Origin of the sequence: Sporosarcina sp. P26b, from assembly GCF_002743245.1 — a bacterium.
GTDB classification, from domain to species: Bacteria; Bacillota; Bacilli; order Bacillales_A; family Planococcaceae; genus Sporosarcina; species Sporosarcina ureae_C.
In genome coordinates, this window is the sequence record NZ_PDYW01000023.1 from 25174 (window position 1) to 37231 (window position 12058).

The following is a 12058-nucleotide window of genomic DNA, read 5'->3' on the forward strand; positions in this document are numbered from 1 at the left end:
AAAGCGTTTTCACTCGTCAATTAATTCCAAAACGTCGATATAGCCTATATTCCCGTAGGTTCGCACACGTCCTTCGTGTTCAATAACCGGGATCATCAGCATGTATTTTTCATGGATTTCGTCATCTTCTTCTATATTAATGGTCTCCCACTCGAGCGGATGATCTTCCGCCACTAATTTAAGCATGCGCTCCGCTTCCTCGCACAGCTCGCAATTGGGTCTTGTGTAGAATGTAATGTGCATGTCAGGGTTCACCTCGTTTTTTATTATGATGGCATGGATTGGGGCGGATTTCTAGTGAATTGCTTTTTTGGGGTGTGGGGTGTGGGGTGTGAGCGGTTGCGTGGCTGGATAGAGCGGATAGCGTGTGGCTATGATCGGATACGTGATGTGATAGAGCGGATAACTTCGTCGATAGAGCGTTCACGGGAAGGCATAGAGCGGTCAACGCGATTCATTGAGCCGCGAGCAACGAGCGATCAGATCAAGTGCGGAAAGAGAGATGGCGCGGCACATAGTATTCGTGGGAGATCCGAATGTCGTGCCGCGGGCTTAGAGCGGTTGCGTGGCCCGATAGAGCGGATAGCGTGTGGCTATGATCGGATACGCGGTGCGATAGAGCGGATAACTTCGTCGATAGAGCGTTCGCGGGGATGCATAGAGCGGTTAACACGATTCATTGAGCCTCGAGCAGCCAGAGCAACCAGCAGTGTCAGCGTGGCGACCACGTCAAGTGCGGAAAGATAGATGGCGCGGCACATAGAATTCGTGGAGAACGGATTGTCATGCCGCGGGCTTAGCGAAACTCCTCCACAATCAAAAAAGTGACGACAACTCGTCAAACGAGTTATCGTCACTTTTAAAGGCTTACCAGCTTCTGCCGGCGCCGCCTCCGCCACTGGAACCACCGCCGCCGAAGCCACCAAAGCCTCCACCGCCGCTGTTTCCGCCTCCGAATCCTCCACCGAAGCCGCCACCGGAACCTGGGAAGAATATTGGGCCGCCGCTAGATCGACCGCGTGGACCGCCGCCTCCTCTGCCACCTCTTCCTCCGCCTCCGAAGAAGAGTCGGAAGAGAATGTAGAGGACGATGACAATGATGAAGAAGTTCGGCATTCCGACATCTCCGTCGTCACTTCCACCTTCAAGATACGTGACGGGTAAGTCGTCGCCATTCAAACCATATTCTGCTGCGATTTCATTGTAGAACGCTTTATACGCTTCCATAATCGCGAGGTCTGGTTGTTCATTTCGTAAATATGGCATGGCCAGTTCATCAATGAAACGTCCTACTTTACCGTCAGGCAGTGCTCCTTCTAGACCGTAGCCAGTGAGCAAATAAAATTCACGGTCTATTCCTTGCGCTTCGTCTTTCTCAGTAGAAACGACTAGCAACGCACCGTTTTCTAGCTTGCTATCGCCTAATTTCAATTCACGAAATGTCCGTAATGCATAATCCTCTACAGGCTCGCCTTCAAGTGAATATACTGTACGTACCGCAAGTTCAGCTTTTGTCGCTGCTTGTAATCTTATACCGTATTGCTCTATTTCTGATTCTTGTTCAGGTGATAAAATATTTGCATCATCTACCACCACATCCGTAATCGCATGGGCTGTCGTAGTACTAGTAAGGGCAACTAGTATGGCTACGAGGAACATGCAGAAACGGTTGATCACTTCTTGTCATCCCCAAAATCGACTGATGGCGGTTGTTGCGCCCCTTCGACCGCTTTGAAGTATTCTTTTTCATCGAATCCGAAGATGGAAGCGACAATCTTGCCTGGGAAACGTTTTACTGTTCTATTGAAGACTGAAACGACGTCGTTATAATCTTTACGTGCAACGGCGATTCTGTTTTCCGTACCGGCTAATTCATCCATTAACTGCTGGAAGTTTTGATTCGCTTTTAAATCTGGATAGTTCTCTACTACGACTAGTAAACGACTCAATGCACTCGATAGTTCTGAATCTGCTGCTGCTTGTTCTTCAGGACCTTGTGCTCCGGCCATTTTACTACGTGCGTTGGCAATGTTTTCGAGCACCTCTTTTTCATGTGAGGCATATCCTTTTACCGTATTGACCAAATTCGGGATTAAATCTACTCTTCGTTGTAGTTGCGTTTCGATTTGTGCATATGATTGATCTACGTCTTCTTCTAAGTTCACTAACTTATTGTACGAAGGTACGATCATGATCGCAGCTATGACAACTAGTACTATAATGGCTATAAGCGGACCAGCTAATTTCTTCATAGATCACTACTCCTTTCCTCATCTCTTTAGTATATCCTTACCCTTATTCTTTCACTCCCCAAACTTACAGTTGAAATTAATTAACTGGTAGTAGTTGGGTGTATGTCTAGTTTCACTTTCATTTATAAGCATAGACTACTTTAAATATGATTCGTTTCTCACTACAATCATTGATACGGCTTGGAATTTATTTTCAATTAGCTCTTTACAGATTATTTTTAGTAAGTTATACTATTAAAGTTGCACAAGGGAAACAATATAGTCCTAATCATGCATTAGAGTTGCGTGAAGGAAACTATTGCTTTATATTAATAAATAAATTAACTACAATTCTACTCAAGTCATATATAATGGTGCTTTATTTTTTACGTAAAAGTTGCACGAGGGAAAGAAGGAGGATACAGTATGATCGAACCGATAACAGTTAAACATATTAGTGTTTCATATGACGGCAATGAAGTCGTAAAGGATGTATCTTTTTCATTTGGAGCTGGCAGTTTGATTGGTGTGCTTGGACCAAACGGCGCGGGTAAATCCACGTTACTGAAAGCGATGCTCGGCTTGATCCACAAAGATCATGGAGACGTGAAAATCGGTAGCCAGACTGTGAATTCCATGCGTAAACAAATTGCTTATGTTCCACAGCGTTCCAATATCGACTGGAACTTTCCGATCATCGTAAAAGACACGGTCTTACTGGGTACCTACCCAAGAACCGGTATACTTAGACGTCCTCGTAAAGCGGATAAAGAATTCGCTATGGAATGTTTGAAGCAAGTCGGCATGGAAAGCTTCGCAAACCGTCAGATTGGTGAACTTTCAGGCGGACAGCAACAGCGTGTGTTCCTTGCACGTGCGCTCGCTCAAAAAGCAGATTATTTCTTCCTCGATGAACCATTCGTCGGAATTGACGTATCCAGTGAAGAAATCATTATCGGGATCTTACGCGAATTGCAAGCAGCCGGTAAAGTGATTTTCGTTGTTCACCATGATTTATCAAAAGTAAAAAGTTATTTTGACGAGTTGATTCTGATCAATAAAGAGTTAATTGATGCAGGCCCTACTAGTAAAGTCTTCCAGTCAGGCAATATGACGAAAGCATACAATCGTGAATTTATGATCGACGGCTTGGAGGTTACTATGTAATGGAGTTTATTCAAGATTTAATGACCTATAGTTTCTTGCAAAAAGCGTTGATCACTTCCGTTATGGTCGGCGTCATCTGCGGCGTCATCGGTAGTTTTATCGTTCTTCGCGGGATGGCACTAATGGGGGATGCGATTTCCCACGCGGTTCTACCGGGAATTGCCATTTCCTATATGCTCGGTATCAACTATTTCTACGGTGCCGTGTTGACGGGCGTTCTGACCGCATTCGGTATTGGAGCCATTTCTCAAAATAGTCGAATTAAAAATGACTCGTCGATCGGAATTGTCTTCTCCGCATTTTTCGCACTCGGGATTATCTTAATTACTCGGGCAAAAAGTGCGACCGATTTGACGCAAATTTTATTCGGTAACGTCTTGTCTGTCCGCACATCGGATATGTGGCTGACATTGATTATCGGATCTGTCGTTATTCTAGTCGTTGTGTTGTTCTTTAAAGAACTACTCGTTTCCAGTTTTGATGAAACGATGGCTGCAGCATACGGTTTAAAAACGCAGCTTATCCATTATACAATTATGTTTTTACTGACATTGGTTACAGTCGCTTCTTTACAGACAGTTGGCGTGATTTTGGTCGTTTCATTGTTGATTACGCCCGCTTCCACAGCGTATCTGTTAACGAATCGCCTATCGATCATGGTCGTACTCGCAGCATTCTTCGGTGCAGTATCTTCTATTATTGGTCTGTACTTCAGTTTCTTATACAATATGCCGTCAGGACCGGTTATCGCGTTAGCGGCGACAGGAATATTCATACTGGCATTCCTATTCTCCCCTAAGCAAGGGATTATCGTCAGCAAGATCCGTTCAAGAGCGAAACGCAAAGCGATTACAAATGCTACAAATTAAAGATTCAACCGCTGCGGCGGAAATATAAATTTATTATCCATAAAGGAGTAGAAATGATTACATGAAGAACTTAGCAAAGTGGCTGACATTGTCATTGCTCGCTGTATTTATGTTAGCAGCGTGCGGCAATGACGATAAAGGCAAGCAAGGCGCAGAAGACGGCGACAAAGCAGCGGAAACGGGTGACAAGTTGAAAGTCGTTACATCGTTTACTATCATTGCAGATATGGCACGTGAAATTGGCGGAGACTATGTGGAGGTTTATAACCTAGTACCCACTGGAACGGATCCCCACGAATATGAACCATTGCCAAATGATATTAAAGCCGCAACAGATGCGGACGTTTTATTCTACAACGGCTTAAACCTTGAAGGCGGAGAAAAAGGTTGGTTCTTCAAGATGATGGATTCCGTTGGACAGAAAGACGAAAACATCTACAGCTTGACTGAAAATGTTGAGCCTAAGTATCTTGGTGGCGATGATGGGCGTGAAGAAGAAATCAACCCACACGCGTTCATTGATCCTGCTGTTGGAGTGAAAATGGCAGAAGCTATACGTGATGCATTGATTGAAAAACACCCAACACATAGCGAAAAAATTCAAGAGCAAGGAGACGAGTACGTTCAACGTCTACAAGAGCTTGACGACGAATTTGCAGAGCGCATTTCTACAGTGCCTGAAGAAAATCGCGTGCTTATAACAAGTGAACGTGCATTCCAATACTTGAACGACCACTACGGTTTGAAAGAAGCATTCATTTGGGAAATCGATACGGAAGAGAACGGTTCTCCTAAACAAATCAAAGAACTTGTTCAGTATATTAAAGATCACAAAGTTCCTGTGTTATTCGTAGAATCCAACGTGGATACTCGTCCAATGGAAACTGTTTCCGAAGAGACCGGCGTACCTATTGCTGAAAAGCCGATCTACTCTGACGAAATTGGTAACCCTGGTGACGAAGTCGATACGTATGTAAAATATTTAACGTATAATATGGATCTAATTCATGACGAGTTGAGCAAAGAACGATAAACTCACGGTCAACCGACCTAATACAAAAAGGAAGTCACACTCCCCTGTGGCTTCCTTTTTTGTTTATAAAAAGTATTGTATATATAAGTCCGTGCTTATATGATAGTTGTACTAAAGAATAAAGGAGAATTTTATGAATCCCGAACAAATGGAAAGGTATTTAAAAACTATCGGGGACCAATCCCGTTTACAGTTATTGAAAGCAGTAGAAAGCGGACCTTTATGTATTTGTGATATACTGCCTTTACTCGATATTTCGCAGCCCGCAGTCAGTCAACATATGCGCAGACTAAAAACTGACGAAATCGTATGCGATGAACGGCGCGGACGTTGGGTATACTGGTCACTCAATACGAGCCATCCCCACTATTCTTTACTGCTCAAATTATTGAAGTTATTACCGGTTCCTTCTATTGATCGACAGGAGGAGAGTCGATGCAAATAATAGTAGCGAGTTCGATTTTTCTACTCACGCTCATTTTCGTCATTTGGCAACCACGAAACTTATCCATCGGCTGGTCCGCAATTGCCGGTGCACTTCTTGCGCTACTGGCTGGCGTCGTCAGTTTCACTGACGTAATCGACGTAACAGCGATTGTTTGGAATGCTACATTAACATTTGTCGCTTTAATTATTATTTCATTGATTTTGGATGAAATCGGATTTTTCGAATGGTCCGCTTTACATATGGCGCGTTTTGCCAAAGGAAGTGGCGTCAGGATGTTCTTGCTAGTCATCCTACTCGGCGCCGGTGTATCGGCTTTATTTGCGAATGATGGCGCAGCTTTGATCCTAACGCCTATTGTTCTTGCGATGGTGCGTGCGCTTGATTTCAAAGAGAAGATGATTCTCCCCTTTGTCATGGCATCGGGATTCATTGCGGACACCACGTCGTTGCCTCTCGTTGTCAGCAATCTCGTAAACATCGTCTCCGCCGACTTCTTCGGTATCGGTTTTGCCGAATACGCAAGCCGGATGATCATTCCGAACTTCTTCAGTCTAGGCGCAAGCATTCTCGTGCTGTTTATCTATTTCCGGAAATCCATTCCAAAACGTTTTGATGAAAAGTTGCTACGTACACCCGCTAGCGCCATTCGAGATCACAAGATGTTCCGGATTTCATTTGTCGTACTCGGCACCCTACTCGTAGGCTACTTCATCAGCGAATCAATTGGATTACCTGTCTCCTTCATTGCCGGTTCGATTGCGATTGTATTCTTATTGATCGCGAGAACGAGCGATGCAGTAGAAACCAAAACCGTAATCAAAGGCGCACCTTGGGCAGTCGTGTTCTTCTCAATTGGAATGTACGTAGTCGTCTACGGTCTGCGCAACGTAGGACTGACGTCTGTATTGACAGGATTGATTGAGTGGACGGCTGGTCATGGTTTGTACGCCGCCACGATCGGCATGGGCTTCATTGCCGCAATTCTGTCGTCGGTTATGAATAATATGCCGACCGTTATGATTGACGCATTGGCCATTCAAGACGCCGCGGTTCCACCGGATGTGCGCGAGGCATTGATCTACGCAAACGTTATTGGATCAGACCTCGGTCCCAAAATGACACCCATCGGCTCACTTGCAACACTGCTTTGGCTGCACGTGCTATCCCTAAAGGGCGTACGTATTTCATGGGGCTATTTCTTCAAAGTAGGAGTAGTTCTGACCGTGCCTACGCTGTTGATCACGTTGACTGGGTTATGGTGGTGGCTGACGGTTTCTTGAAGGTAGTGAGAGTACGGTTAAAATTGAAATGAGTTAACAGATAGTAGCTGGCAGGGTGTTGGGGTAGGGATTTGCGCTTCGGAAACACTACTTAAATACATTGATCTACGTAGAAAAGGATGTCCCAAACAACTTGGGACATCCTTTTTGTTATTATCGATTATTCGTAAAGCGTCCCAAGAAGTCTTGCAGTCGCTCGCTTTCAGGATTCAGTAAAATCTCGGTCGGCGACCCTTCTTCCTCGATCACACCTTCATTCAAAAATACTACACGGTCTGCAATGTCGAGTGCGAAATCCATTTCATGTGTCACGAGAATCATCGCCATCTCGCCTTCTTTCGCAAGATCACGAATCACCTCAAGCACCTCGCCGACGAGCTCTGGATCTAGTGCAGATGTTACTTCGTCAAACAACATTACTTGTGGACGCATCATTAGCGCTCGCGCCATTGCGACACGCTGTTTCTGACCGCCTGACAGCTGCGATGGGAACAGTTCAATCTTGTCACCAAGACCCACTTTCTCCAGCATCTCCACTGCCGTCGCCTTCACTTCTGCCTTGCTTTCGTTCTTAACAAGTACAGGTGCCAGCATGCAGTTGTCGAGAATGGTCATATGCGGAAATAGGTTAAAATGCTGGAACACCATCCCGATATCCCCACGAATGGAACGTAGATGTTTTTCATCCGCTGTCACCCACTCGCCTTTTTTCTGCATCATCCACAAGTTTTGGCCATTCACTTCAATGACGCCTGAGGTAGGTTCTTCAAGTGTCATCAACAGACGAATGATCGTCGTTTTACCAGAACCACTTGGCCCGATGAGCGCGACTTTTTCGGAAGGTTTGATATCCAAGTCGATACCTTTTAACACTTTCGTCTCTCCGAATGATTTATGCACGTCTTTATATTGTACGATCGGTTCCACGATCTAATCCTCTCCTTCATCTTCATTCATTACGCTAACGTCTTCTTATCGAACCGACGATTGTATTTCTTCTCTAATTTATTGATCAATAATGCAGATGGGTAGCTCACTAATAGGAAGAACAACGCCACTACAGTTAATGGCTCAACGTATTTGTAGTACTGCGCTCCGTAGTCGTTCGCGATATGTAACATCGCCACTACACCAATTGTTGAAGCTAGTGGTACTTCTTTGAACATGATAATCAAGTAATTTCCGAGCATCGGTATAGTCGGTGGAATCGCTTGCGGTAAAATAATTTTTGTCCACTTTTGACGCGTCGATAGATTGAGTGCAGTCGAAGCTTCCCACTGCCCTTTATCGACGGACTCAATACCTGAACGATACACTTCAGACATATACGTACTGAAATGAATACCGAGACCTAAAATTGCGGCTACAAATGGATTGAGCGAGACGCCTACAACCGGCATCATCGGCCATGCATAGTAGATGAAGAATAGTTGTACGAGTGGCGGTGTCGAACGGATAAATTCCGCAATCCAACCGAACAACCAACGCACAGGTCGCCAAGGTAATCGACTAATGAATACCCATACGAAACCAAAGACCGCAGCGAATAAGTAGCAAGCAAGCGTCAAACCGACTGTAATCCATAACCCTTTAAATATCAGTGGAATAACGGAAAAGAATACATCCCAACTCCAAGTCATCAGCTAGCCACTCCTTTCTTCGATACGCTCTCCATCTTTCTAGTGAAGAAAATCATTGGCAACGCAATAATAAAGTACATGACGAGTAAAAGTACGTAGACCATCGGAGATTCCGACAAGTGCGTGCTTCGGTAAATATTCCCGTAATATAGCAAATCAGTTAAACCGATCAACGAAACCAAAGATGTTGCTTTTAAAATTTGAATTAAATAATTTCCGTATTCAGGTAGCATCATGCGTAGGGCTTGCGGAAGAATAATATGACGCATGCGTTGAAACTTCGATAGGTTCAACGCAATAGAAGCTTCTGTCTGCCCAGCAGCTACGGCTTGAATAGACCCTCGTACAATTTCAGACATGTACGCTCCATAGTTTAAGGATATTGCTAGCACGGCTACCCATATATCGCTACCTAGGTGAATATTGAATAAACCGGGTAACGCATAAGAGAACCAAAACAGCTGTACGATCAATGACGTGCCACGGAAAATCTCCACGTAGAAACCAGTGAACCCTTTAATAAGGAGATTCGTATTGACACGTGACAAGCCCGCGACGAATGCGATGATACTCGCACAGATAATCGATAGAACTAGCACTTGCAGCGTAATGCCTAACCCTTGTACAACAGTGGAAAAAATATCGGGTAAGGAACTCACAAAACCACTCCATTATAGTTGTTTTTATAACTAGTATTTCGTTTCTCAAATTAAAAAGGTCATGCCGCTGTTGGGCATGACCCGGTTGTACATTTAGTAGTTATCGCCGTTACATACACTTTCCGTCGTAATGTCGTCTTCTACTATATTCATTTCTTCAGTGAAGCCAAATGGTTCAATCAACGCTGCGATTTCGCCATTATCCTTCAATTTCTGTAATTCTTCGTTATATGCTTCACGTAATTCATCATCATCATTTGAGAATGCTGCGGCACCAAAGCTTGGTACTCCTTCAATGTCTGGCTGTTCGAAATCTGTAACAAATTCAAGTTTTTCATTGTTCGCAGATTCAAGAGCCATTTTGATCGTCATTTCTGTACCTGTTGTCACTGCTGCACGCCCTGATTCTACTGCTGAGAAAGATGCAGGAATATCAGGAACCATCATGATCTGGTCTTCAGCAATCCCTTCACGAATCATGAAGTCCTTCTCTGTTGCGCCACTCATCACTGCCACTTTGACGTCTGGGTTGGCTGCGATATCTTTATAACTCTTTAAGTTCATAGGATTTCCTGTCTCAACGATCAAGCCTTCACCATATTTAATTTCCGGCTCTCCAAATGAAACACTTGAACAACGGTCCGGCGTAATAGCCATACCCGCCGTGATGACATCATATTTTCCTGCGCCCAAGCCTGGGATTAATTGACCGAAATCAGACAGTTGACCATCTACCTCGGCCACACCCAAGTTTTCAAAGACCGCTTTGGCAATAGCGACCGCTGCACCTTGCAATTCTCCGTCTTCTTCATACGCATACGGTTTCTCATTGGCAAAGCCGACTTTGACAACGCCCTTTTCTTTTAAATTATCTAATTTGCTACCATCTTTACTGCCAGATGAATCTGAATCCCCATTCCCACAAGCCGCTAGTAACACAAGCAGCATCACCGCCAAAACACCTATCGCCGATTTCTTCATAATTCTCCTCCTTGATTTTTTCATCAAACTAATAATAAGTTAGTTGCTAGATTACCATAGTAAAATAATAAGTTCAAACCTCTTTTGACAATTTGATTATCTGTATATAAATGGAATAAACTAACGAAGCTTGTCGTGATAGCGTTTGCACGCATTAAATTTTGTTGTATTTAGCGGAAAAATATATTTTTTTCTAGGTGGAAAGACAGGTTTCCTATCTTTTAAATGAATATTCATTCGTTGTTCTTTTTTCATGTAAAAGAATTGCCTTATTAATTAAATCAAGTAAATCATTATAAATCATTTTTGAATAAGGCTATTTGTAAATAATGAAGTTTAAAAGAAGGTCTATCTGGGGAAAATGTAGAATAGTAAGTCGTGAGTAATAGAAACTCAACACAAAAAAGCGTTTGAACATAATCGCAACATGCGAACTGTTCAAACGCTTTACTATGATGCCCTCGGCGGGAGTCGAACCCACATTTTGAGCTTCGGAGGCTCACGTGCTATCCATTGCACCACGAGGACGAAACATGTATGATCAAGCTTTAGCTATGATAACTCCACTACAGAAAGAACTTTTCTTCTGTAAGAGACATCTTCCATTGTATCTTAGAATATAATGAAAAGCAATGTGTATTTTTAAGGCAAATGATTTGACCTTTGTTGACCTTAATAGGTAAAATACAGTTATAGTTGAAATACAAACTGATTTCAACCGAACGAATATTATGAAGTAATTAAAGGAGGAAGTCTAATTGAATCTAATTCCTACAGTTATTGAACAAACAAACCGTGGTGAGAGAGCGTACGACATTTACTCTCGTCTATTGAAAGACCGTATTATCATGTTGGGTAGCGGCATTGACGACAACGTAGCCAACTCTATCGTTGCACAATTGCTCTTCCTAGAAGCTGAAGATCCAGAAAAAGACATCTCGATCTACATTAACAGCCCAGGTGGAAGCATTACAGCAGGTATGGCGATCTACGATACTATGCAATACATCAAACCAGACATCCGCACAATCTGTGTAGGCATGGCAGCATCAATGGGTGCATTCTTGCTAACAGCCGGTACAGAAGGCAAACGCTACGCATTGCCAAACGCAGAAGTCATGATTCACCAACCACTAGGTGGCGCACAAGGTCAGGCAACTGAAATCGAAATTGCCGCAAAACGCATCTTGCACCTACGTGAAAAACTAAACCAAATCCTAGCAGATCGCACTGGCCAGCCAATCGATGTCATCGCAAAAGACACAGACCGCGATAACTTCATGACTGCCGAACGCGCAAAAGAATACGGCCTAATCGACCACGTTCTAGAACGCAACGAAATCGAAAAGAAATAACAACTACAGGTTGTCGCAGAAAGCCAAAAGGCCTTCCGCGACAACCTTTTTATTTTGTGTTTTTATATGAGTTTGAGTTTGAGTTTGAGTTTGAGTTTGAGTTCGGGTTTGGGTTTATTTTGGTTTTGATTTTGGTTTAATCTTCACAACACAAATGTATCAGCGTTCTAACTCCAAAAAGAGACACCAGTTGGTCGTAGTGGAAGGCGGCGACTCCCGCGGGAATAGCATGAGCCTTGAGACCCCGCAGGTAGCGAAGCGGACGAGGAGGCTCAAGCCATCATAGCTGTCAACTTAAGAAATAGGTGTACTTTTCTTAAAAAGATGGTAAAGATACATACCATCTTTTTTGAAAGGAGTTCTTTTTATGTCTATCAACCATCATTTTGACATGC

Annotated in this window: 13 protein-coding genes and 1 tRNA gene; 6 read left to right on the top strand and 8 right to left on the bottom strand. The window is 43.6% G+C overall.

Annotation, left to right across the window (positions count from 1 at the left end):
* Window positions 1–9 precede the first annotated feature (9 nt).
* From CSV69_RS14030 to CSV69_RS14040, 3 genes are all read right to left on the bottom strand, one after another.
* Window positions 10–243 carry a glutaredoxin family protein gene (locus CSV69_RS14030; protein ID WP_085426952.1) on the bottom strand — a complete coding sequence of 78 codons (234 nt, stop codon included), beginning with the start codon at window positions 241–243 and terminating at the stop codon, window positions 10–12.
* 624 nt (window positions 244–867) lie between these two features.
* On the bottom strand, window positions 868–1677 hold the full coding sequence (locus CSV69_RS17380; protein ID WP_099693722.1) for a TPM domain-containing protein: 810 nt from the start codon (window positions 1675–1677) through the stop codon (window positions 868–870).
* On the bottom strand, window positions 1674–2252 hold the full coding sequence (locus CSV69_RS14040) for a LemA family protein (RefSeq protein ID WP_085426954.1): 579 nt from the start codon (window positions 2250–2252) through the stop codon (window positions 1674–1676). Before CSV69_RS14040 ends, CSV69_RS17380 begins: the two co-directional genes overlap by 4 nt.
* 405 nt (window positions 2253–2657) lie before the next feature.
* On the opposite strand from CSV69_RS14040, the gene CSV69_RS14045 reads away from it, so the two are divergent.
* From CSV69_RS14045 to CSV69_RS14065, 5 genes are all read left to right on the top strand, one after another.
* On the top strand, window positions 2658–3398 hold the full coding sequence (locus CSV69_RS14045) for a metal ABC transporter ATP-binding protein (protein WP_099625580.1): 741 nt from the start codon (window positions 2658–2660) through the stop codon (window positions 3396–3398).
* On the top strand, window positions 3398–4267 hold the full coding sequence (locus CSV69_RS14050) for a metal ABC transporter permease (protein ID WP_099625579.1): 870 nt from the start codon (window positions 3398–3400) through the stop codon (window positions 4265–4267). Before CSV69_RS14045 ends, CSV69_RS14050 begins: the two co-directional genes overlap by 1 nt.
* 61 nt (window positions 4268–4328) lie before the next feature.
* A complete protein-coding gene (locus tag CSV69_RS14055; protein ID WP_099693723.1) occupies window positions 4329–5300 on the top strand; it encodes a metal ABC transporter solute-binding protein, Zn/Mn family in 972 nt (323 codons plus the stop codon).
* A gap of 133 nt (window positions 5301–5433) precedes the next feature.
* Window positions 5434–5745 (top strand): ArsR/SmtB family transcription factor, encoded by a 312-nt coding sequence (locus CSV69_RS14060; protein WP_099693724.1) that lies wholly within the window; start codon window positions 5434–5436, stop codon window positions 5743–5745.
* Complete coding sequence (locus CSV69_RS14065; RefSeq protein ID WP_099693725.1) at window positions 5736–7028, top strand: arsenic transporter; 1293 nt, start codon at window positions 5736–5738, stop codon at window positions 7026–7028. Before CSV69_RS14060 ends, CSV69_RS14065 begins: the two co-directional genes overlap by 10 nt.
* A 153-nt stretch (window positions 7029–7181) precedes the next feature.
* Here the strand turns inward: CSV69_RS14065 and ehuA are convergent, their stop codons facing one another.
* The 5 genes from ehuA to CSV69_RS14090 form a co-directional block, all read right to left on the bottom strand.
* A complete protein-coding gene (gene ehuA, locus CSV69_RS14070; protein ID WP_099693726.1) occupies window positions 7182–7958 on the bottom strand; it encodes an ectoine/hydroxyectoine ABC transporter ATP-binding protein EhuA in 777 nt (258 codons plus the stop codon).
* A 26-nt stretch (window positions 7959–7984) separates the two neighbouring features.
* The gene (gene ehuD, locus CSV69_RS14075) at window positions 7985–8668 is read right to left on the bottom strand and encodes an ectoine/hydroxyectoine ABC transporter permease subunit EhuD (protein WP_085426961.1); all 684 of its coding nucleotides are present in this window, start codon (window positions 8666–8668) and stop codon (window positions 7985–7987) included.
* A complete protein-coding gene (ehuC, locus tag CSV69_RS14080) occupies window positions 8668–9327 on the bottom strand; it encodes an ectoine/hydroxyectoine ABC transporter permease subunit EhuC (protein WP_099693727.1) in 660 nt (219 codons plus the stop codon). Before ehuC ends, ehuD begins: the two co-directional genes overlap by 1 nt.
* Before the next feature lie 93 nt (window positions 9328–9420).
* Window positions 9421–10308, bottom strand: a complete 888-nt coding sequence (ehuB, locus tag CSV69_RS14085; protein ID WP_099693728.1) for an ectoine/hydroxyectoine ABC transporter substrate-binding protein EhuB — start codon at window positions 10306–10308, stop codon at window positions 9421–9423.
* A gap of 456 nt (window positions 10309–10764) precedes the next feature.
* Window positions 10765–10836, bottom strand: a tRNA-Arg gene (locus CSV69_RS14090).
* A gap of 230 nt (window positions 10837–11066) precedes the next feature.
* Here CSV69_RS14090 and clpP point away from each other — a divergent pair.
* A complete protein-coding gene (gene clpP / locus CSV69_RS14095; protein ID WP_085426964.1) occupies window positions 11067–11663 on the top strand; it encodes an ATP-dependent Clp endopeptidase proteolytic subunit ClpP in 597 nt (198 codons plus the stop codon).
* Window positions 11664–12058: the final 395 nt, after the last annotated feature.

Excerpts from the sequence above, each read along its gene's own strand:
- CSV69_RS14030 (WP_085426952.1), bottom strand. The coding sequence starts at position 243 with ATGCACATTACATTCTACACAAGACCCAATTGCGAGCTGTGCGAGGAA.
- CSV69_RS14040 (WP_085426954.1), bottom strand. The coding sequence starts at position 2,252 with ATGAAGAAATTAGCTGGTCCGCTTATAGCCATTATAGTACTAGTTGTC.
- CSV69_RS14045 (WP_099625580.1), top strand. The coding sequence starts at position 2,658 with ATGATCGAACCGATAACAGTTAAACATATTAGTGTTTCATATGACGGC.
- CSV69_RS14050 (WP_099625579.1), top strand. The coding sequence starts at position 3,398 with ATGGAGTTTATTCAAGATTTAATGACCTATAGTTTCTTGCAAAAAGCG.
- CSV69_RS14055 (WP_099693723.1), top strand. The coding sequence starts at position 4,329 with ATGAAGAACTTAGCAAAGTGGCTGACATTGTCATTGCTCGCTGTATTT.
- CSV69_RS14060 (WP_099693724.1), top strand. The coding sequence starts at position 5,434 with ATGAATCCCGAACAAATGGAAAGGTATTTAAAAACTATCGGGGACCAA.
- CSV69_RS14065 (WP_099693725.1), top strand. The coding sequence starts at position 5,736 with ATGCAAATAATAGTAGCGAGTTCGATTTTTCTACTCACGCTCATTTTC.
- ehuD (WP_085426961.1), bottom strand. The coding sequence starts at position 8,668 with ATGACTTGGAGTTGGGATGTATTCTTTTCCGTTATTCCACTGATATTT.
- ehuB (WP_099693728.1), bottom strand. The coding sequence starts at position 10,308 with ATGAAGAAATCGGCGATAGGTGTTTTGGCGGTGATGCTGCTTGTGTTA.